Origin of the sequence: Mycobacterium sp. 852002-51057_SCH5723018 (assembly GCF_001667035.1) — a bacterium.
GTDB lineage: Bacteria > Actinomycetota > Actinomycetes > Mycobacteriales > Mycobacteriaceae > Mycobacterium.
This window is the reverse complement of record NZ_LZIR01000023.1, coordinates 1-19,416: the sequence shown is the minus strand read 5'-3', so window position 1 is coordinate 19,416 and position 19,416 is coordinate 1. Positions and strand designations below refer to the sequence as shown.

Genomic DNA, 19,416 nt, shown 5'->3' with positions numbered 1-19,416 from the left:
ATATCGGGTTAGACTGCCGACTTATGGCGGACAGCGAATCCACCGCACCCGATGTGACGGAGCTTGCGGAAGGTTTGCACCGTGCGCTGTCCAAACTGTTTTCGATTCTGCGGCGCGGGGACCCGAGCGGGGTGGTCGCCGGCGACCTGACCCTGGCGCAGTTGTCGATCCTGGTCACGTTGCTGGATCAGGGGCCCATGCGGATGACCGACCTGGCCGCGCACGAGCGGGTCCGGACCCCGACCACGACCGTCGCGATCCGCCGGCTCGAGAAGATCGGGCTGGTCAAACGCTCCCGCGATCCGTCCGACCTGCGGGCCGTGTTGGTCGACATCACGTCTCGGGGCCGGGCCGTCCACGGTGAGTCGCTGGCGAACCGGCACTCCGCGCTGGCCGCGATGCTCAGCCAGCTGCCGGGGTCCGACCTGGAGACCCTGACCAAGGCGCTGGCGCCGCTGGAACGCCTGGCCTCTGGCGAACCGACGTCCGGCCCAGCGGGAGAGCCGCAGCAGCGCAAGCAAGCGTGAAAGTGCCTGATTCTCAATGGAATCAGAATTATCCGTAAACTGAAGCACATGCCAACTGCACTCATCACCGGCGCGAGCGGCGGCATCGGGTCCGCCATCGCCGCGGCGCTGGCGCCAACGCATACGCTCCTCTTGGCCGGTCGGCCCTCTGACCGGCTCGACGCCGTCGCGGAGCGGCTCGACGCCACCACGTTTCCGCTGGACCTGACCGACCCCGACGAGATCGAGTCCGCTTGCGAAATCGTCGATGAGCTCGACGTGCTGGTGCACAACGCGGGGGTGTCCATTCCCGGCCGCGTCGCCGAATCGCACGTCGACGAGTGGCGTGCCACCTTCGCCGTCAATGTCTTTGGGGCGGTGGCTCTTACGTTGGCTCTGTTGCCGGCTCTGCGCGGCGCGGGCGGTCAGGTGGTGTTCATCAACTCCGGCTCAGGACGCAGGGCATCGCCGAACATGGCGTCCTATTCGGCGAGCAAGTTTGCGCTCCGCGCGTTCGCCGACTCCCTGCGCGATAGCGAGCCGGACCTGCGCGTGACCACGATCTATCCCGGTCGTACCGACACCGGCATGCAACGCGAACTGGTCGCCTTCGAAGGTGGCCAGTACGACCCCGCCAAGTTCCTCGAGCCCGAGACCGTCGCGGCGGCGGTCGCCAATGCGGTGGCCACGCCGCCCGACGGGCACGTCCACGAGGTGCTGCTTCGGCCTCGTGGCGATCGCTAGCACGGCGCAGCCGGGCGCAGCGGGTCGCCACCATCGACTCGTGGCGATCGCTAGCACGGCGCAGCCGAGCGCAGCGGGTCGCCACCATCGACTCGTGGCGATCGCTAGCACGGCGCAGCCGGGCGCAGCGGGTCGCCACCATCGGCCTACACGGGCCTAGACGACCAGGTTGACCAGCCGGCCGGGGACCACGATCACCTTGCGCGGCGTCGCACCCGCCAAGAACGCCTGGACCTTGTCGTCAGCCATGGCAGCGGCTTTCAGCGCGTCGTCATCGGCGTCGGCTGCCACTACCACTCGCCCCCGTACCTTGCCGTTGACCTGCACCGGGTATTCGACGGTGTCGTCGACGAGGTAAGCGGGGTCGGCCTGCGGGAAGGGCCCGTGCGCCAACGATGTGGTGTGTCCGAGCCGCAGCCAGAGCTCTTCGGCCATGTGCGGGGCCAGCGGCGCCAGCATCAGCACCAGCGGCTCGACCGCCGCGCGGGGCGCTGAGTCGCGGTGCTGTTTGGTCAGGTGATTCGTGTACTCGATTAGCTTGGCCGCCGCGGTGTTATTGCGCAGTGCAGCATAGTCTTCGGATACTCCGGCGATGGTGCGGTGCAGCGCCCGCACCGTAGCGGTGTCCAGCCTCTGTTGGTCGCCTTGGTCGGCCGCCCGGGTCTTGCCGGTCTGCTCGTCGATCACCAACCGCCAGACCCGCTGCAGGAAGCGGTGGGCACCCACCACATCCTTGGTCGCCCAGGGCCGGGACGCCTCCAGCGGTCCCATCGACATCTCGTACACCCGCAAGGTATCCGCGCCGTATTCGTCACAGATCTCGTCCGGTGATATCGAATTCTTCAGGCTCTTACCGATTTTCCCAAATTCCTGAAAGACCTCGATCTCCCCGTCGGGACCGGGGTAAGAGAACTTGTCGCCGCGCTCCACCACCTGCTCGGCAGGCACATACGATCCACGGGAATCGGTGTAGGCGAAGGCCTGGATGTAGCCCTGGTTGACCAGCCTGCGGTAGGGCTCGCAAGAACTGACGTGGCCCAGGTCGTATAACACCTTGTGCCAGAACCTCGAATACAGCAGGTGCAGCACCGCATGTTCGGCGCCCCCCACGTACAGATCGACGCCGCCCGGGTCGTCCGGGCCATGCTCCGCGGGCCGCGGGCCCATCCAGTAAGCCTCATTTTCCTTGGCGCAGAACCGCTCCGAGTTGTGCGGATCGGTGTAGCGCAGTTCGTACCAGGAGCTGCCGGCCCACTGCGGCATCACGTTGGTGTCACGGATGTAAGGCTTCAGGCCGTCGCCGAGATCCAGTTCGACATGCACCCAGTCGGTCGCCTTGGCCAGCGGCGGCGACGGCTCGCTGTCGGCGTCGTCGGGGTCGAACAGCACCGGCGAATAGTCCGGCACGTCGGGCAACTCGACGGGCAGCGCGACCTCGTTGAGCGCGTGGGCGCGGCCGTCACCGTCGTAGACGATCGGGAACGGCTCGCCCCAATAGCGCTGCCGCGCGAAAAGCCAGTCGCGCAACTTGAATTCGATGCGGGCCCGGCCACGGCCCTCGGCCTCCAGACGGGCGGTGATGGCCTGCTTGGCCGCCGCCACGTCCATCCCGTCGAGGTAGCCCGAGTTGACCAGCACGCCGTCGCCCGCGTGAGCGGCCTGCGAAACATCGCCCCCCGCAATGACTTCCACGACCGGGAGGCCCAGCTCATGAGCAAAGTCCCAGTCGCGCTGGTCGTGCCCCGGAACCGCCATGATTGCCCCGGTGCCGTACCCGGCCAGCACGTAGTCCGCGATGAAGATCGGCACCGGTTTGCCGTTCGCCGGGTTGGTGGCGTAGCTGCCCAGGAAGACGCCGGTCTTCTCTTTGCTCTCCTGGCGCTCCAGGTCCGACTTGGCACCGATCGCGTGGCGATAGGCGGCGACAGCCTCACCCGGGGTGGCGGCGCCATACTTCCAACGGGTGTCCGTGCTGTCGGGCCACGCGGCGGCGACCAGGTCGTCGACCAGGTCATGCTCGGGGGCCAGCACCAGGTAGGTGGCGCCGAACAACGTGTCGGGCCGGGTGGTGAAGACCTCGATGTCGACCGGGGAGCCATTGCGTTTGGCGGCGGAAAACAGCGCCTGCGCCCCCGTGGACCGGCCAATCCAGTTGCGCTGCATCGTCTTAACCTTGTCCGGCCAGTCCAGCAAGTCCAGGTCGTCGAGCAGCCGATCGGCATAGGCGGTGATGCGCATCATCCACTGCCGCAACCGTTTCCGGAATACCGGGAAATTGCCGCGGTCGCTGCGGCCGTCGGCGGTGACCTCCTCGTTGGCCAGCACCGTGCCCAACCCCGGACACCAATTGACCATCGAGTCAGCCCGGTAGACCAGTCGATGGCCGTCGATCACGTCGGCCCGCTCCCCCGCCGACAGCTCGGCCCACTCTCGTCCACCGTCAAGACGGCGCGCACCCGAATCGAATTCGGCGATCAGCTCGTCGATCGGACGGGCCTTGTTCGCCGCGGTGTCGAACCACGCGTTGTAGATCTGCAGGAAGATCCACTGCGTCCATTTGTAGAACTCGACATCGGTGGTCGAGAAGCTGCGCCGGCTGTCGTGACCCAGACCCAGCCGGCCGAGCTGGCGACGGAAGTTGACGATGTTGGCCTCGGTCCGGGTGCGAGGGTGGGTGCCGGTTTGCACCGCGTACTGCTCGGCGGGCAGCCCGAAGGCGTCAAAGCCCAAGGCGTGCAGCACATTGTGCCCGGTCATCCGGAAGTAACGGGCGTAGACGTCGGTGGCGATGTAGCCCAGCGGGTGGCCGACGTGCAGGCCCTCCCCCGACGGGTAGGGGAACATGTCCTGCACAAACAACTTGTCGTCGGGCACCCCGCTTCCGTCCGCCGGCGCGAGATCGCCAACCGGGTTGGGGACGTGGAACGTCCCAAGCCTGGCCCAGTTGCCCTGCCAGGTGCTCTCGATGCGGGCCGCCAGCCCCGCGGTGTAGCGGTAGGGCGGCGCATCGGGCTCCGGCGCGGGGGCACCGGGGTTATTCCCGGGCACGGCGGGCGGGGATTCGGTCACCTGAACAGGGTATAAGGGCGCCCGGGACGGCTCCGCCGGCCACAGGTTGGTCTCGGTTCCGTTGCGCACCGATCAGAGGTTCATCCCAGCTCTGTGTCGAGCCTGTTCACCGCGTTTGACCACTGGTTACAGTCAGCCTCTAGCCATGGGAGCTGGTACCCCAGCCATTGGAAGGACCGACGCAGATGATTCAGATCGCCCGTCCGTTGCGGGTACTCGCAGGAGGTCTGGTCGCCGGCGCGATCGGCGTGACGGCGTTCTCCGCCGCCACCGCATCGGCCGATCCTTTGCTTCCGGCACCGCCCGCCCCGGTCGTGCCCGCGCCGGTGACGGCCCCCCAGAACGTCATCGCCGCGCCCGGACAACTTCCCAGCAGCAGGTTGCTCGCCACCCCGCCGGCGACGAACACACTGACGCCGCCCAACGCCGCCGCAGCGCCCGCCACCCCCGCGCCCGCCGCCGCCGCCGTGCCGGCAGCGCCCATGCCGCCGACGCTGACCCCCGCGGTCTCCGGCACGATCCGGGAATACCTGCAGGCGAAGGGCGTCAGGCTGGAGCCGCAAAAGCCCCAGGGATTCAAGGCGCTCGACATCACGCTGCCGGTGCCGCCCCGGTGGACCCAGGTGCCCGATCCCAACGTCCCCGATGCGTTCGCGGTGATCGCCGACCGGCAGGGCAGCAGCGTCTACACATCGAACGCGCAGGTGGTGGTGTACAAGCTGGTCGGTAACTTCGATCCGAAGGAGGCCATCAGCCACGGCTACGTCGATAGCCAGAAACTGCTTGCCTGGCAGACGACCAACGCGTCCATGGCCGACTTCGGCGGCTTCCCGTCTTCGATCATCGAGGGCACCTACCGCGATGGCGACATGACGCTGAACACCTCGCGGCGCAACGTCATCGCCACGTCCGGCCACGACAAATACCTGGTCTCGTTCGCGGTGACGACCGACCGTGCGGTGGCGGTCGCCGACGCACCGGCCACTGACGCGATCGTCAACGGATTCAGGGTGACCGCACCCGGCGCCGTCGCCCCTGCTCCGGCCCTTACAGCCGGCACCGCCCCCGTCGGGGTACCCGCACAGACGCCCGGAACGGCGCCGGTCGCGCTTCCCGCACAGACGCCCGGAACGGCGGCGGTCGGGGTCCCCGCACAGACGCCCGGAACGGCGCCGGTCGCGCTTCCCGCACAGACGCCCGGAACGGCGCCGGCCGGGCTTCCCGCGCAGGCGCCCGGAACGGCGGCGGTCGGGCTTCCCGCGCAGCCGGCCGCGCCCAACCAGGTGGCCGCGCCCCGGCCCAACCTGCTGACGATGGTGCCGGGGCTGCCGCCGCTGCCGAACTTCTCGTTCCTTCAGGGGCACTAACAAGCCGGCTGGTGCCGGGCGCGCGCATGCGCAGGCGGCCTCGTATTGTGAGGCCCATGTTGATCGCGGGCGTGCTGTGCATGTGTGCGGCGGTGGCCTCCGCCGGGTTCGGGACGTGGTCGCTTTCCCACAGCCAGGATGCTGACACCACGCAGCTGGCGCTGCGCGCGATGGCGCCGACCCAGTTGGCCGCCGCGGTGATGCTCGGCGCCGGCGGGGTGGTGGCACTCGCTGCTTCCCCGCACACCGCCCTGGTCGTGCTGGTCGTCTGTGTCGTGGGCGCCCTGGGGACGCTGGCCACCGGCTCGTGGCAGAGCGCGCGCTTCGCGCTACGCCAGGAAGCGGCCGCGCCCGGCTGTGCCGGCGCCTGCGCCGTCTGCACGCAGTCCTGCCACTGACCCCCCTGCTGGACAGGCCGGCATGTTGAAGCGGCTGTCGGCGATCCCGATCGACTCTTTTCTGCTCGCGCTGGCGGCCACGGTGGCCCTGGCCGCCCTGCTGCCCGCCCATGGGAACGCCGCCGACGCCGTATCGATCGCGGCGAAAGCGGCGATCGCGCTGCTGTTCTTCCTCTACGGCACGCGGCTGTCACCCCAGCAGGCCTGGCACGGTGTGCGGCAATGGCGGCTGCATCTGCTGGTGCTGGCCACGACGTTCGTGCTGTTCCCAGTGCTGGGGTTGGCCGCTCGGACGCTGGTTCCCTCGGTACTGACCATTGACCTTTATAACGGCCTGCTGTTTTTATGCCTGGTGCCCTCGACGGTGCAGTCGTCTATCGCGTTCACGTCGATCGCGCGAGGCCACGTCTCGGCTGCCATCGTCAGCGCATCGTTGTCCAACATCCTCGGGGTGGTGCTGACTCCCCTGTTGGTGGTGCTGCTGATGAATACCAGCGGCGCGCCCCGCGTGGACGCCGGTGCGGTCCGCGACATCATGGTGCAGCTTTTGCTGCCGTTCGCGGCGGGCCAGCTGGCGCGGCCCTGGCTCGGCGGGACGATCGCCCGGTATGCGGCCGTGCTGAAGGTGGTCGACCGGGGGTCGATCCTGCTGGTTGTCTACACGGCGTTCGCGATGGGGGTCGTCAAGGGGATTTGGCGCAGCGTCGACGGATGGCGGCTGATCTCGGTGACCATCGTCGCGACCGTGCTGCTGGCGGTGGTGCTGGCCGGCACCACGGTCGTCGGCCGGCTGGCGCGACTCGATCGCGGCGACGCGATCGTGCTGCTGTTCTGCGGCTCGAAGAAGAGCCTGGCATCCGGACTTCCGATGGCGCTGGTGCTTTTTCCCGCCGCCACGGTCGGGCTGACCATGTTGCCGCTGATGATCTTTCACCAGATCCAGTTGGTGGTGTGCGCCGTGATCGCGAGCAGGCTCGGGCGGGGCGCCGACGAAACCGCCTCGGCGGCCGAGGTTTCCACGCTGGAGGTGGGGGAGGAGCCCTAGTTTCGGCTGACGTCGATCGGGTGGGTGGCAAGCAGTGAAAGCGGCAGCGGCTGACGGCGGAGTACCTGACTCCACAGATCGGCCCTCGGCCCGACCAGCACGTCAGATGGCAACGCTGACAACACGATCCAGTCGTCGCGCTCGATCTCGCCTTCCAGCTGACCGATGGTCCAGCCGGAGTATCCGGCGTAAATGCGCACGCCCTCCACCAGGGGTGCGATCAGATCGGGCTCGGCGTCCAGATCAACCATCACTATCCGGCCGGCAACGTGCCGCAGGCCCGGGACGCCCTGCGGGTCGGCACCGACTCGCAGCGCCGCCAGGCAAAGGGCCGCGTCCCGCTTGACCGGCCCACCGATGAACATGGTCTTCGGCTTGGCCGATAGTTTGGCCCACTGCGGCAACACGTTGTACACGGCGGTCTCACTGGCGCGGTTGAGGACGACGCCCAACGTACCGCCGTCGTTGTGCTCGACGATGTAGATCACGCTGCGCCGAAACGTCGGTTCGAGAAGATCGGTGTTGGCAAGCAGCAAAGTCCCCGCACGCACCCGCTGTGCGGCGGGTGCGACATAGTCCTCTGGATCTTCGGGTGGCGGCACCCCACTATCATCGCACCTTCGCATCGTCGGCCGGGGCGATCCTGCGTGGCACGAAAGGAATATTTGTACTGTTGGTGCGGCGGCGTGGACCGCGGCAATTGTGCCAACCCAATCCTGGAAGTCGGTTCTGTGATTCAAGCCCGTACGCGGTCGCGTGCAGCCGGCGACGTGTGGCGGTCGGTGCGCGGATTGCCGGATTTCTGGCGACTGTTGCAGGTGCGCATGGCAAGTCAGTTCGGCGACGGTCTTTTCCAGGCGGGACTGGCGGGGGCGCTGCTGTTCAACCCCGACCGCGCAGCCGACCCGATGGCCATCGCAAGCGCCTTCACGGTGCTGTTTTTGCCGTACTCCTTGCTGGGACCGTTCGCCGGCGCGCTGATGGACCGCTGGGATCGGCGCCTGGTGCTCGTCGGTGCCAACGTGGGCCGGCTGATCCTCATCGCCGGTATCGGCACCATTCTGGCCGTGGGCGCCGGCGACATACCTCTGTTGATCGGGGCGCTGTTCGCCAACGGCCTGGCCCGGTTCGTGGCCTCCGGCCTGTCGGCCGCACTGCCGCACGTGGTTCCGCGCGAGCAGGTGGTGACGATGAACTCGATAGCAACCGCGGTGGGCGCCGCCGCGGCCTTCGTGGGCGCGAACTTCATGCTGGTGCCCCGCTTCGTGGTCGGCGCCGGCGACAAGGGTGCCTCGGTGATCATCTTCCTTACCGCGATCCCGGTCGCGATCGCGTTGCTTCTGTCGTGGCGGTTCGGCTCCCGCGTGCTCGGCCCCGACGACACCAAGCGCGCGATCCATGGTTCGGTCGTCTACGCGGTCATCACCGGCTGGCTGCACGGCGCGCGCACGGTCGCGCAGCGCCCGACGGTCGCGGCCACCTTGTCGGGTTTAGCCGCACACCGGATGGTGGTCGGCATCAACTCCCTGGTGATGCTGTTGTTGGTCCACCACATGCCCGCCCTCGCCGGCGGCGGCCTGGGGACCGCGTTAGTGTTCTTCGCCGCCAGCGGCATCGGGGCGTTCCTGGCCAACGTGCTGACGCCGTCGGTGGTGCGCCGCTGGGGCCGCTACGCCACGGCAAACGGCGCGCTCGCGGCGGCGTGGCTCGTCCAGCTGCCCGGCGCCGGGCTGCTGCTTCCGGTGATGGTCCTGTGCGGCTTCCTGCTCGGCGTGGCGGGGCAAATGGTCAAGCTGTGCGCCGACTCGGCGATGCAGATGGACGTCGACGACGCCCTGCGTGGTCACGTGTTCGCGGTGCAGGACGCGCTGTTCTGGGTATCGTTCATCGTTTCGATCACGGTGGCCGCGTCGTTCATTCCCGACGACGGACGCGCGCCGGGGTTTGTGCTGTTCGGATCGGTGTTGTATCTGATTGGGCTGGCCGTCCACAGCTTCGTCGGCCGCCGGGGCCGGCTACCGAACGATGGCTAAGGTACATACGTGGCTTCCCCGACTGCCGCGCCGATGGTGGCCGACTTAAGCGCCGAAAGCGACGACCTCGACGCGTTGGTGGCGCCACTTCCGGCAAACCGCTGGGCCGAGCCGACGCCCGCGCCGGGCTGGTCCATCGCCCATCAGATCGGACACCTGTTGTGGACCGACCGCGTCGCCCTGACCGCGGTGGCCGACGAGGCCGGCTTCGCCGAGGCGCTGAAAGCCGCGCAAGCCGACCCGACCGGCTTCGTCGACGCGGGCGCCGAGGAGCTGGCGGCGCTGGCGCCTGCCGAGCTGCTGGCCGAGTGGCGGGGCACCCGCGGGCGGTTGCACGAGGCGCTGCTGGCGGTGCCCGACGGCCGCAAGCTGCCGTGGTTCGGGCCGCCGATGAGCGCGGCGTCGATGGCCACCGCGCGGTTGATGGAGACCTGGGCCCACGGCCTAGACGTCGCCGACGCCCTGGCCGTCGAACGGCCCGCCACCGAGCGACTTCGGTCGATCGCGCACATCGGCGTCCGCACCCGCGATTACGCCTTTATCGTCAACAATCTGGCGCCGCCGAGTGAACCGTTCCGGGTGGAGCTTCGCGCGCCCGGCGGCGACACGTGGTCCTGGGGACCCTCGGACGCAGCCCAGCGCGTGACCGGTTCCGCCGAGGACTTCTGCTTTCTGGTGACGCAGCGACGCCCGCTGAGCTCCTTGGACATCGTGGCGCAGGGTCCCGACGCGGAGCGCTGGTTGGGGATCGCGCAGGCCTTCGCGGGACCGCCCGGCGCGGGGCGATGAGCGCGGAGCGCGAAGAGAGCCGGGGCCACCAGACCGAGCCCCGGGCGATGAGCGCAAAGCGCGAAGAGAGCCGGGGCCACCAGCCCGAGCCCGGGGCGATGAGTGCAAAGCGCGAAGAGAGCCGGGGCCATCAAACCGAGCGCGGGGCGATGAGCGCGAAGCGCGTTAAGGGCTGGCTGCCGCTCCACTGAGTTTCTGAAACCAGGCCAAGTGGTAGTTCGCCGATGTCGAATCTCCGGTAACGGCGCCCTCGGTGGCGGCCAACAACAGGCAGTTGAGCAAGAGCGCGGTGTTGACGTTGGGATACTGCATGAGGAGCTGATAGCGCGCGGTATCGCGATGCACTCGCAGCAAGTCGATCTCTTCTTCGGCCACGCCAGTCCCGGCGGCGGCCGCCCGGGCCAACGTGTGCACCATCCGCGGCAGCCCGTCGCGCCAGTGCGTGGCCTGGCTTAACTCCCAGCCCACGTCGGCCACCGGGGGCAGCTCGCGGGGCTGGACTGACGCTGTCGCACCGGCGAAGTCGTCCAGCCAGCCCAGTGAATCCCCGGGTGCGTAGGTCACAATGCGAGTGCTGGCGCCGACCAGCGCGGATACCTTTCCGCTGCGCCGCTCGGGTTCCAGCAACCGCACGCCCGCCGGAAGCGCGATGTCCGACGGTATCCAACCGTGCGCGAGGTCGGTGACCAAAATGGTGGTCCCATCGTTGCGGTCGGCGATCGCCCAGTTCACCCGCGGCTCTTGACGAACCACGAACGCGAGCAGCCGCCACAACCGCTCCTCGTCGGATTCGCTCGCGACGGCGGGTTCGACGGCCTGCAGCGCCTCCGGGAAGGCTACGTCGTCGGTGTTCTCGGCGTCACCGGCTCGATGCCGGCCCTCGGGAGTCTCCGGCTCGCGCTCTTCAGCCACTACCGGGCCGGCGACCGCGTCAGCCACCGGCGCATGGTTGCGTTCGTGGTCCAAGACTTCTTCGGGAAGCGCAACGCTCTCGGTGGGGGCATCGGCGAGGGGTTCGACGGGTTCGACGGCGGGGATGATCTGCGTCGCGTCGAGATCGGCCACGGCTTGACTTTCGGAATCTGGCGGGCGCAGGTGTTCGGCGCGCGCCGCGGCCTTGACCGCGTCCAACTGACGCATCGTCGATTCGACCCGTCGCACGGCGAGGGCCCGCGCCTCGTCGATAACCCTGGCTTCTTCTGCCTGCCGGACGACGTCCGGCATTCCCGCCAGCTTGATCATCTTCAGCTCGTCGTTGGCGCTCCGGGTGATCCGCTGCAGGTCTGCCCTCAGATACTCTGCGAGCGTGGCGGTTTCGGCGGTGACCGTCGACAGTTCGGCAGGCCAGAGCCCGCCTGTCACCCACGGGGTGCAATCGACAGGAGAGCTGAAGGCCGGAATCGCCAGTGATTCCCGGGTAGCTCTCCGGAGGCGCTGACGCGCCGTCATCCGACCGAAGATCGCCACTTGGCTAAGCCTACCGGGATGTACCGGGTGGTCTATTCAGTAAGTGAATTGTGCAGCTGCGATGGCCTCGGTAGCGTGAGGCCATGGCTGATTCTGCGCTGCAGCAGCAACTCGACGAGGTGCGTGCCCTGCTGGCTCGCGCGCGAGAGTTGTTCGGCCCCAATCCGATCGAACCACCCACTGATATCGCGCCCGATCCCGATAGCGCCAAGAGGTGGCTGCTTTAGCGGCGCCGAAGTTTGTGCGCCAGTAGCTTTTCGATCGCCGCATCAAGATCACGGGGAGTGGGCACCTCGGTGGACGGCGTGTGCCCGGCAGTCACGATTTCGTTGCGAACTTCCAACAATGCCTTGAGGCAGGACACGTCGGCGGTCAACAAAATGCCCTGCGCCAGGGTTTCGGCGTCGGTTTCCATCGCCTCATCACTCAGGGCGACGCTGTGCATGTATCCGCCGCGGCAGGAGCGGACCAGGATGTGCCCACTCGGGTGGACGGTGTCGAACGCGGGATTGGGGTCCGTCATCGACCGCCGTCAATGAGGCCGCGAAAATCTCGCGCCGCGCCGTGCTCATGCTGCTCCCACGTCGTCGCCGACACGGTCAGTTTCGCCGCCATATCGGCGTGGTCGTCCGCCTGCTGCTCGTAGCACTGGCGCCTGCGCTCTAGCAGTTCACGTCCGGCATCGCGCAGTTCACCGAAAATGGGCCCCAGCGAATCGAGGCTGCCTTGGATCGCCTCATGCGACGACGGCACGGTGCGCAAGTAGTCGGAGGTCTCCTGGTGATGCGCAGCGGCTTCACGCAAGTGCGCGGGCACCACACGGATCTGGTCTGCCATCTGCTTTCTCCTGTTCACGCGCCGCCGGATTGCGCCGGCGAATTCACTATTGTCGGGTGGTCGACGTCGCCGCCGGCCGGGTGGGTGTCGGTGTGTCGGTCTTGGCAGGCGCCGTCGCGGGGGCCGTCGCCGCCGGTGGATGCTCCCAGCCTAGAAAGGTCGGCCCGCCCACGGTGGCGATGCGTTGAATCTGGCCGTCGAGAAGGGCTTTTTCGTGGCCGAGCGCAAGCGCGTGTCGGTCGGTGAAGATGCCGACGTCTCCCGGCGCGGCCTGCAGGGGCTCGATCGGGTTGGCAACAGCCGTTCCCGGTGTGGGGATGGTGATTCCCTGTCGATGGAACGCATCTGCGATCGGCGCTCCTCCGACCGCGGCTTGGATGGCCGCCGCGAGCTGTGGGCTGGCAGCCGTCACGGTATCGCCGTCGGGCAAGGTCACCGGTGTCGGACCGGCGGCCGGCGACTCGGGCTTGTCCGCCGAGACCTCTTCGTGGCCGTCATGGCCGTCAGCGTCGTCGCTCGCGTCCGGGTCATCCGATCCCGGCCGCCCCTCGTCATTTGGATCATCCAGCGCCGCATCGGTTCTGCTGCCCTCCCGCGGCTCCGGCAACGGCAGCCCGCCGGGCGCGCTCCAGCCGGCCAAGGAGCCCGGTGCCGTGCCGAGCCCCGGCCCCGATCCGGCGCCAAGGTTGGGAATGGGTGGGATCAGCGGCGCTGGCGGCGAAACCGGTGCCGCGGCGGCCCCGGGCGGTGCAGGCTCCGATGAGTCTCCGGGCGGTAGTCCCGGGTCGTCGGTGAACATCGAATCCAGCAACGGGTCGCCCTCCATCGCGGGATCCTCGACCAGTCCTGGGTCGGTGGTGCCCGCGGCTGGGGCGACGGGAACCGCCGCCGCCTGCGGGGGGTCGGGGGGATCATTCTTTGACGCGTTGTACAGCGATGTCCATGCGGCCATAAGGGCCGATTTCGACGTGTCATCCAGACTCGCATTGAGGACCACCGCGCGAATGTCCTTGAGCTTGCCGATCAGGAACCGCTGGAAATCCCGGGCTCCCGCGGGGGTGTCGAGGTCGGATCGCCCCAACACCGCGGCTTCGATGTCTCGTTGCAGCTTGGTCAGCGCATCCCTGCCCTCCACAGCCTTCTGGTGCGCATTCAGGATGGCCGCCACCACTTGCATGTCGAGCTGCGAGCTTGCCGAATTCTGGTGTGCTAGAGCGGCTTCGGCGCCAGCCATGGCTTCGGCGGCTTCGCCCTGCTCTCGGTCCGATGAGGGATCGGATCCCGCCGATGGCGGGCTTGCGGCCGATGCGCCCGGTGCCACGGCGCCGAACAGGACCGGATGCTGCTGGCGGATCTTGCGCAAGATCGCATCGAGCTGATCGGGCCGCGTTGTGGGGGTGACGACGGCGACCACCTCGCCCGGCGCGAGGCCTGCCTGCCATGCGTTCGCATCGCCGGTGCGGTCCTGGAGATATCTGATCGCGTCGATCAGGTCGTCATACGCCGACATCGTCTATGCCAACGGCGCCGCGCCCCATGATGGGCCCTGCTGCGAGAGGTCGCGACCCTTCCATGCCGGGCGACAGTACCGAGGCGCGTTCGCGCCGACAATTCACCCGGGGGCGTCTGTGAGCGGACCATCGCGAGCGGGGACCGGCTAGCCCGCGGGGGAGGCGTACTGCGCCCGCAGGCTTTCCAGCACAGCCCTTTTCGCGTGACTGAGGGCATGGGCATCGGCCACCACCGCCGCGATCTCGCGCTGCTTGGTGACGAGAAACTTCTGGAATTCGCGCGCGCCGATGGGGGTATCGACGGCAAGACCGGCGCGGCCGGTGGCGGCGCGATCGATCTCCCCGGCGATCACGTCCAGTCGCCTGAGGCTTTCTCGCGTCGCGGCGTGGGCGCTGGCGACCACCTCTGCCAGCACGCGGTCGGCGTCGGCGACCGCCCCGTGTTGGCTTGCCAGCGCCGACTGCTTCGATTGGATGGCGCCTACCGACATGGGTTCGTTGCTCGTCATAGCGGCCGCCGAATCGTAACGTTGTTGCCGATTGGACTGATTCGCACCACAGCACCCGAGTAGGGCGCCTCGACGACCAGGTTGTTGCCGATCGCCATTTGCACGTGCCCGGCGTGTGGGAAGACGAGATCGCCGGGCCGGACTTGGGATCGGGCCACCGGGATGCCGTCATTGATTTGCTGATACGTGGTGCGGCCCAGGTGAATACCGGCCCGCGCGTAGGACCACTGCACCAGCCCGGAACAGTCGAATTGGTCGGGCCCGGTCGCACCCCAGACATAGGGCCGGCCCAGCCGCGATAGCGCGGCCCGCACCGCGACTGCAGCGCGGGCGTTTGATGCCGCCAATCGCCGATCACGATGGTGCGCCATCAGGTACTGCAGGGACCGCAGGGTCGTGGCGTGCTGCCGGGCCCGCAGGCGCGCCGCCAGTACATGTTGCCGTTGCGCGCGCAGTCGCGCCATGCGCCGGCGCATCGCCTCACGCTGGGCCATCGGCGTAACCGGGGCGACCGCGGCATCGGCGCGCGCCTCGTCGAGGACGCCTTTCGTGAGCTCCTGCGCCTGTGCGCGGTCCCGGTGCGCGTCGGCGATGACGCCCACCGCCGCGGCATCCGTGCGGGCCGCCGACAGCAGCCGTTGCCGGGCCTGCTCGACCGCGAGCGGGTAACCGCCTTGTGCCACACCGCTATTCAGGCTGGCCGCCCGCTGCAGCGCTGGGTCGCGTCGCACGGTGCCGGCGTCGAGCGCCGGGTGCGACGTGCTGCCGGTGAACAGCTGATGAGCGCGGCTCAACACCTCGACTTCGCTGTCGATCACTGTTCCCCCTCGCCGCTGTCCTGTTGCGCCTTGTCCTGACTCGTCGACTCGACCGCTTCGGCAAATGCGCGAACGCGGGGGAGCGCTCCGGGCGGGATGACCCCCCGGTTGCGGATGTCCCACATTTCGTCGGTGCCCACGCCGACGAGTGCCGCGATGACCGTCTCCGGCAACTCCGACCGCACGCATGCCCGATCGAACCGCGCGCTCAAGCTGGCGGGCATCCGTTTGAGCAGAGCCCTGCGCGTCGCCTCGAGCGCCTGCAGATGACCCATGAGCCGGTCCGTCGAATCGGCGCCGGCGTTCACGGCCACTCGCCAGGAGCTCGCGGCCAGCATCTCCGCCTTCACGCATTGCGCGATCACAGACAGAATATACGTCTCGTATTCGTTTGATGTCGTCGCCGGCAGCCGATCGATGACGGATTTGAGTGCATCGAGCTGCGCTTCGGCGTAGCCTTCCAGCACTTCCGTGTCGCTGTGACGGTCCACCACCACGCTGCCGGTAGGCATCGCGGACGCGGTGGCGGGCGGCTGCGCGGCCAGCAGCCGGGCCAGCTCCGCCTCCGGATCGGCGGCCACCAGTAACCGCGAATAGGTGCCGGGCGGCAGGCCGAGCCCGTTCTCGACCTTCTGAACTGTGCCTTTGTGTGGCTTGCGGGCACCTCGCTCCAAAAAGCTCAGGCCCATGATGCTGACGCCGGTCTCGGCAGCGAGGTCTGCTAACGACCAGTCGCGTGACTCGCGCAATGCGCGAATGGCCGCACCGGCAGATTCACGGCTCACCGCGCGCTCCGGCCATAGGCCGGATATTACACACGCAACGCCGCGCTCCAGCGGATATACGTTTCTGTCACGTTTCTCTTGCGCAGGGACCATATACGCGTATACGCTTTCACCTACGTTTCACCGTGACAAGGAGACCGACATGGGACACCCCTGCGCAACCAACCCGGAATTATGGTTCGGCTATCCCGACGACGACGGTGGTGACGGCGCGGCTAAGGCGCGCGCCTATGAGCGGTCCGCCACCGAGGCACGGATCCAATGCCTGCGCCGCTGTCCCTTGGCACAGCAACGCCGGTGCGCCCAGCACGCCATCGCCCACCGCGAGGAATACGGCGTCTGGGCCGGCGTCAAGCTGCCCGGCGGCCAGTACCGCAAGCGCGAACAGCTCGCCCGGGCCCACGACGTTTTGCGCCGCATCGCCACCGGCGAGATCAACTCGCGACAGCTTGCCGACAACGCGGCCCTGCTGGCACGCCATGAACACGAAGCCGTCCCGGTCTCCGCGGTGGTGCTGCATCTACCGACCGCGCAGGTGGGGCCCCGCACGGCCGCCTGACACCCCATCGGCGCTTTGGCGGGCAGTTTGCTGAGCCAGCCGACGGGGTAGACGGGCTTCGGCACGACCGAGTCTATCGACCCGAAGGCGCATCCATGACGTTCGACCTGACACCGACGGCGGCACAGCATGACTTGGCGCGGCGCACCCACGAGTTTGCCGAGGAAGTGGTCCGCCCGGTGGCGCTCGATTACGACCAGCGGCAGGAGTTTCCGTGGCCGGTGCTTGAGGAGGCGGCCCAACGCGGCTTCTACAGCCCGCTGTTTTACCGGGACCTGATCGGTGATCCGACCGGTCTGTCGCTGCCGATGTTCATGGAGGAGCTGTTTTGGGGCTGCGCCGGAATCGGTTTGGCGATCGTCATGCCGGCGCTGGCGCTGTCGGCCATCGGCCAGGCGGCGTCTCCCGAGCAGATGCTGCAGTGGGCGCCCGAATGTTTCGGCACACCAGGCGATCTCAAGCTTGCGGCGCTGGCGATCTCCGAGCCCGAGGGCGGCAGCGACGTACGGAATCTTCGCACTCACGCGCGCCGCGACGGTGACGACTGGATCATCGACGGCCACAAAATGTGGATCGGCAACGGCGGCATCGCCAACGTGCACGTCGTCAACGCGGTGGTCGACGAGGAGCTCGGGCACCGCGGCCAGGCGCTGTTCGTGGTGCCGGGCGGAACACCGGGCCTCAAGATGTTGCGCAAACTCGACAAGCTTGGTTGCCGGGCGTCCCATACCGCCGAGCTGCTGCTCGAAGGCGTGCGGGTTCCCGCAGCGAATCTGCTTGGGGGACAAGAGAAGCTCGAACACAAGCTGGCCAAGGCCCGCGAGGTTGTGGCCGGCGGGCAGCGCTCCGGTTCGGCCACGTTGGGCACCTTCGAGCAGACCCGCCCGATGGTGGCGGCTCAGGCGATCGGGATTGCGCGAGCCGCCGTGGAATACGCGACCTGGTACGCCACCGAGCGCGAGGCGTTCGGCGGCCCGATCATCGACAACCAGGGGATCGCTTTTCCGCTGGCGGACCTGGCCACCCAGATCGACGGTGCGCGGCTGCTGACCTGGCGTGCCTCGTGGATGGCGGCCAATGGGGTGCCCTTCGAGCGGGGCGAGGGCTCGATGTCGAAGCTTGCGGCCAGCGAGGTTGCCGTCAAGGCCACCGAACGCGCCATCCAGACCATGGGCGGCTGGGGCTACATCACCGATCACCCGGTTGAGAAGTGGTATCGGGATGCCAAGCTGTACACCATCTTTGAAGGCACCAGCGAGATTCAGCGGATGGTCATCTCCAACGCGCTGGGCGCCGCCGTCGGGACCCCGCCGCTGCACGTTGTGATCGAACCGACCGGGGGACCGTTGAACCGGGTCTTCGGTCGCGGCACCCCACTGCGGTCCCGCGCCGCCGACGCGGCGTTGTCGATGCAGGATCGCGTGCCCGAACCGGTCATGCGGCTGGCCATGAAGGTCCTGCGGCCGCCGGGCAGGTAGGCGGGCCAGGGGTACTGTCGCGGTATCGGCGCTGAATCGCGGCCGCGACGGGGGGATGATGAGCAACCTGGAGGCCGTCCCCGCCGAACTCGAGTACGGCGGTTCGCAATTTGGGGGCGCGTTGCCGACAGTTGAAGTGCTGCCGCCACGCGAGGTTCCGCTGGGCGGGCCGAGGGCGCTGCGAGTACAGCGCACCCTTCCGCAACGAAAGCGCTCACTGGTCGGCGCATGGTGTTTCATCGACCACTACGGCCCGGTCTCCGCGAGCATGGACGTCCCGCCCCACCCCCATACCGGATTACAAACGGTCAGTTGGTTGTTTAGCGGGGGCGTGGAGCATCGCGATAGCGCCGGCGTTCATGCCCTGATACGGCCGGGCGAGCTGAACCTGATGACGGCGGGCGCGGGCATATGTCACTCCGAGGTCTCCGTGGAACCTGCCGCAGTGTTGCACGGCGCGCAGTTGTGGGTGGCACTGCCCGATTCCGATCGCGACGCCGGCCGCGACTTCACCCACTATGTGCCCACACCTTTTTCGCTGCCCGGCGCGGTGGGGCGGGTTTTGCTCGGGGAGCTGGAAGGCCACCGTTCGCCGGTGCGTACGTTCACCCCGCTACTGGGCGCGCAGATCGATATCGACGTCAATGCTGAACTGGACGTCGCCGTGGATCCGTCATTCGAGCATGGCGTGCTTTGCGATGTGGGGCCCGTAGCGATGGGGGAGACCACCCTCGTTGTCGCAGACCTCGGATACCAAGGCCCCGGCTTTTCGTCGCTGCATTTACGGAACCTTGGCGACCGGCCCGCGCGCGTACTGCTGCTGGGCGGGACGCCGTTTACCGAACAACTGGTGATGTGGTGGAACTTCGTCGGGCGCAGCCACAGCGACATCGTCGGCTACCGCCGACAGTGGGAGGGCGGCGACGACCGCTTTGGCGCCGTCCAGGGGTATAGCGGATCGGTCACCCGACTGCCCGCCCCGCCGCTGCCGACCACCCGGCTGCGGCCGCGACCGACACCGGAAAGAAAGGGAGAGCACGAATGACTGTCGACAAGACCGGCGCACAGACCACCGTCGCCGAGGAAGAGGGCCGCTACACCATTGCCGTCGAGGGCAAAGCGGTCGGGCTCGCTGATTTCGCCGATCGCGACGATCAGCGCGTCTTCTACCACACCGAGGTCGATCCGGCGTACGGCGGACGTGGCCTGGCGAGCATCCTCATCGAGGAGGCGCTGACCGCGACCCGGGACGAGGGCAAGCGCATCGTCCCGGTGTGCTCGATGGTTGTCACGGTGCTCAAGAAGCATCCCGAATTCGACGACATCACCGATCCGGTTACTTCCGATGTCCTGCGATGGGTGCAGGGTTAGGCGACCCGCGACGGGACTGTTCGAGTTACGGGTTGATCGTGTTATCGCCGACCTGGCGGCCCCAGACGTACTCCATCGCGTACGGCGACCCGGTTTCTAGGTGGTTGTACGGCGCGATGCTGTTGCCCGA

General features: G+C 67.9%; 21 protein-coding genes and 1 pseudogene. 12 read left to right on the top strand and 10 right to left on the bottom strand.

Annotation, left to right across the window (positions count from 1 at the left end; all coding sequences use genetic code 11):
- The first annotated feature begins 23 nt into the window (after positions 1-23).
- Together A5764_RS05725 and A5764_RS05720 are read left to right on the top strand one after the other, a co-directional pair.
- Entirely contained in the window at positions 24-527 is a 504-nt protein-coding gene (locus tag A5764_RS05725; protein ID WP_067109913.1) for a MarR family winged helix-turn-helix transcriptional regulator, read from the top strand.
- A gap of 48 nt (positions 528-575) precedes the next feature.
- Complete coding sequence (locus A5764_RS05720) at positions 576-1,250, top strand: SDR family oxidoreductase (protein WP_067109910.1); 675 nt, start codon at positions 576-578, stop codon at positions 1,248-1,250.
- Positions 1,251-1,406: 156 nt separating this feature from the next.
- Here A5764_RS05720 and leuS read toward each other — a convergent pair whose 3' ends face one another.
- Positions 1,407-4,319 carry a leucine--tRNA ligase gene (gene leuS / locus A5764_RS05715; RefSeq protein ID WP_067110209.1) on the bottom strand — a complete coding sequence of 971 codons (2,913 nt, stop codon included), beginning with the start codon at positions 4,317-4,319 and terminating at the stop codon, positions 1,407-1,409.
- Positions 4,320-4,504: 185 nt separating this feature from the next.
- On the opposite strand from leuS, the gene A5764_RS05710 reads away from it, so the two are divergent.
- Genes A5764_RS05710 through A5764_RS05700 form a run of 3 tightly spaced genes read left to right on the top strand, consistent with a single transcriptional unit; the run spans position 4,505 to position 7,129 of the window.
- A complete protein-coding gene (locus A5764_RS05710; protein ID WP_067109907.1) occupies positions 4,505-5,686 on the top strand; it encodes an LpqN/LpqT family lipoprotein in 1,182 nt (393 codons plus the stop codon).
- Between the two features lie 56 nt (positions 5,687-5,742).
- On the top strand, positions 5,743-6,084 hold the full coding sequence (locus A5764_RS05705; protein WP_067109904.1) for a hypothetical protein: 342 nt from the start codon (positions 5,743-5,745) through the stop codon (positions 6,082-6,084).
- A gap of 25 nt (positions 6,085-6,109) precedes the next feature.
- The gene (locus A5764_RS05700) at positions 6,110-7,129 is read left to right on the top strand and encodes a bile acid:sodium symporter family protein (protein ID WP_067110206.1); all 1,020 of its coding nucleotides are present in this window, start codon (positions 6,110-6,112) and stop codon (positions 7,127-7,129) included.
- On the opposite strand, the gene A5764_RS05695 is transcribed toward A5764_RS05700, so the two are convergent.
- A complete protein-coding gene (locus A5764_RS05695; RefSeq protein ID WP_067109900.1) occupies positions 7,126-7,755 on the bottom strand; it encodes a YqgE/AlgH family protein in 630 nt (209 codons plus the stop codon). The genes A5764_RS05700 and A5764_RS05695 overlap by 4 nt on opposite strands.
- An 87-nt stretch (positions 7,756-7,842) precedes the next feature.
- Between A5764_RS05695 and A5764_RS05690 the strand changes: the two genes are divergently transcribed.
- Positions 7,843-9,162: an MFS transporter gene (locus A5764_RS05690; protein ID WP_369807280.1), complete on the top strand. Its 1,320-nt coding sequence runs from the start codon at positions 7,843-7,845 to the stop codon at positions 9,160-9,162.
- A 33-nt stretch (positions 9,163-9,195) separates the two neighbouring features.
- Entirely contained in the window at positions 9,196-9,951 is a 756-nt protein-coding gene (locus A5764_RS05685) for a TIGR03084 family metal-binding protein (RefSeq protein WP_067109898.1), read from the top strand.
- 165 nt (positions 9,952-10,116) lie between these two features.
- Here the strand turns inward: A5764_RS05685 and A5764_RS05675 are convergent, their stop codons facing one another.
- Entirely contained in the window at positions 10,117-11,313 is a 1,197-nt protein-coding gene (locus A5764_RS05675; protein ID WP_369807278.1) for a DUF5631 domain-containing protein, read from the bottom strand.
- A gap of 188 nt (positions 11,314-11,501) precedes the next feature.
- Here A5764_RS05675 and A5764_RS28745 point away from each other — a divergent pair, with 188 nt between their 5' ends.
- Positions 11,502-11,645, top strand: a complete 144-nt coding sequence (locus A5764_RS28745; protein WP_169924623.1) for a hypothetical protein — start codon at positions 11,502-11,504, stop codon at positions 11,643-11,645.
- Here the strand turns inward: A5764_RS28745 and A5764_RS05670 are convergent.
- From A5764_RS05670 to A5764_RS05645, 6 genes are all read right to left on the bottom strand, one after another.
- Positions 11,642-11,941, bottom strand: a complete 300-nt coding sequence (locus tag A5764_RS05670) for a DUF2694 family protein (RefSeq protein WP_067109889.1) — start codon at positions 11,939-11,941, stop codon at positions 11,642-11,644. The genes A5764_RS28745 and A5764_RS05670 overlap by 4 nt on opposite strands.
- Positions 11,938-12,255 (bottom strand): ESX-1 secretion-associated protein, encoded by a 318-nt coding sequence (locus A5764_RS05665; RefSeq protein WP_067109886.1) that lies wholly within the window; start codon positions 12,253-12,255, stop codon positions 11,938-11,940. The genes A5764_RS05670 and A5764_RS05665 overlap by 4 nt, the downstream gene beginning before the upstream one ends.
- Positions 12,256-12,301: 46 nt before the next feature.
- The gene (locus A5764_RS05660; RefSeq protein WP_067109883.1) at positions 12,302-13,765 is read right to left on the bottom strand and encodes a DUF4226 domain-containing protein; all 1,464 of its coding nucleotides are present in this window, start codon (positions 13,763-13,765) and stop codon (positions 12,302-12,304) included.
- Between the two features lie 147 nt (positions 13,766-13,912).
- Positions 13,913-14,275, bottom strand: coding sequence for a DUF4226 domain-containing protein (locus A5764_RS05655; RefSeq protein ID WP_067109881.1), 363 nt, complete (start codon positions 14,273-14,275; stop codon positions 13,913-13,915).
- The gene (locus A5764_RS05650; RefSeq protein WP_067109878.1) at positions 14,272-15,093 is read right to left on the bottom strand and encodes a C40 family peptidase; all 822 of its coding nucleotides are present in this window, start codon (positions 15,091-15,093) and stop codon (positions 14,272-14,274) included. The genes A5764_RS05655 and A5764_RS05650 overlap by 4 nt, the downstream gene beginning before the upstream one ends.
- A complete protein-coding gene (locus A5764_RS05645; RefSeq protein ID WP_067109876.1) occupies positions 15,090-15,878 on the bottom strand; it encodes a helix-turn-helix domain-containing protein in 789 nt (262 codons plus the stop codon). The genes A5764_RS05650 and A5764_RS05645 overlap by 4 nt, the downstream gene beginning before the upstream one ends.
- Positions 15,879-16,020: 142 nt before the next feature.
- Here A5764_RS05645 and A5764_RS05640 point away from each other — a divergent pair, with 142 nt between their 5' ends.
- From A5764_RS05640 to A5764_RS05625, 4 genes and pseudogenes are all read left to right on the top strand, one after another.
- Positions 16,021-16,437, top strand: coding sequence for a WhiB family transcriptional regulator (locus A5764_RS05640; protein WP_067109873.1), 417 nt, complete (start codon positions 16,021-16,023; stop codon positions 16,435-16,437).
- A gap of 95 nt (positions 16,438-16,532) precedes the next feature.
- Positions 16,533-17,915 (top strand): acyl-CoA dehydrogenase family protein, encoded by a 1,383-nt coding sequence (locus A5764_RS05635; RefSeq protein WP_067109871.1) that lies wholly within the window; start codon positions 16,533-16,535, stop codon positions 17,913-17,915.
- 58 nt (positions 17,916-17,973) lie between these two features.
- A pseudogene (locus tag A5764_RS05630) lies at positions 17,974-18,967 on the top strand (pirin family protein); the annotation flags it as partial.
- Positions 18,957-19,286: a GNAT family N-acetyltransferase gene (locus A5764_RS05625; protein WP_067109866.1), complete on the top strand. Its 330-nt coding sequence runs from the start codon at positions 18,957-18,959 to the stop codon at positions 19,284-19,286. The pseudogene A5764_RS05630 and the gene A5764_RS05625, both read left to right, overlap by 11 nt.
- A 25-nt stretch (positions 19,287-19,311) precedes the next feature.
- Here A5764_RS05625 and A5764_RS27210 read toward each other — a convergent pair.
- Positions 19,312-19,416: MCE family protein (locus A5764_RS27210; protein WP_156664517.1), on the bottom strand; the 105-nt coding region annotated here is incomplete at its 5' end.

Excerpts from the sequence above, each read along its gene's own strand:
- A5764_RS05725 (WP_067109913.1), top strand. The coding sequence starts at position 24 with ATGGCGGACAGCGAATCCACCGCACCCGATGTGACGGAGCTTGCGGAA.
- A5764_RS05720 (WP_067109910.1), top strand. The coding sequence starts at position 576 with ATGCCAACTGCACTCATCACCGGCGCGAGCGGCGGCATCGGGTCCGCC.
- A5764_RS05710 (WP_067109907.1), top strand. The coding sequence starts at position 4,505 with ATGATTCAGATCGCCCGTCCGTTGCGGGTACTCGCAGGAGGTCTGGTC.
- A5764_RS05705 (WP_067109904.1), top strand. The coding sequence starts at position 5,743 with ATGTTGATCGCGGGCGTGCTGTGCATGTGTGCGGCGGTGGCCTCCGCC.
- A5764_RS05695 (WP_067109900.1), bottom strand. The coding sequence starts at position 7,755 with ATGCGAAGGTGCGATGATAGTGGGGTGCCGCCACCCGAAGATCCAGAG.
- A5764_RS05685 (WP_067109898.1), top strand. The coding sequence starts at position 9,196 with ATGGTGGCCGACTTAAGCGCCGAAAGCGACGACCTCGACGCGTTGGTG.
- A5764_RS28745 (WP_169924623.1), top strand. The coding sequence starts at position 11,502 with ATGGCTGATTCTGCGCTGCAGCAGCAACTCGACGAGGTGCGTGCCCTG.
- A5764_RS05670 (WP_067109889.1), bottom strand. The coding sequence starts at position 11,941 with ATGACGGACCCCAATCCCGCGTTCGACACCGTCCACCCGAGTGGGCAC.
- A5764_RS05665 (WP_067109886.1), bottom strand. The coding sequence starts at position 12,255 with ATGGCAGACCAGATCCGTGTGGTGCCCGCGCACTTGCGTGAAGCCGCT.
- A5764_RS05660 (WP_067109883.1), bottom strand. The coding sequence starts at position 13,765 with ATGTCGGCGTATGACGACCTGATCGACGCGATCAGATATCTCCAGGAC.
- A5764_RS05655 (WP_067109881.1), bottom strand. The coding sequence starts at position 14,275 with ATGACGAGCAACGAACCCATGTCGGTAGGCGCCATCCAATCGAAGCAG.
- A5764_RS05640 (WP_067109873.1), top strand. The coding sequence starts at position 16,021 with ATGGGACACCCCTGCGCAACCAACCCGGAATTATGGTTCGGCTATCCC.
- A5764_RS05635 (WP_067109871.1), top strand. The coding sequence starts at position 16,533 with ATGACGTTCGACCTGACACCGACGGCGGCACAGCATGACTTGGCGCGG.
- A5764_RS05625 (WP_067109866.1), top strand. The coding sequence starts at position 18,957 with ATGACTGTCGACAAGACCGGCGCACAGACCACCGTCGCCGAGGAAGAG.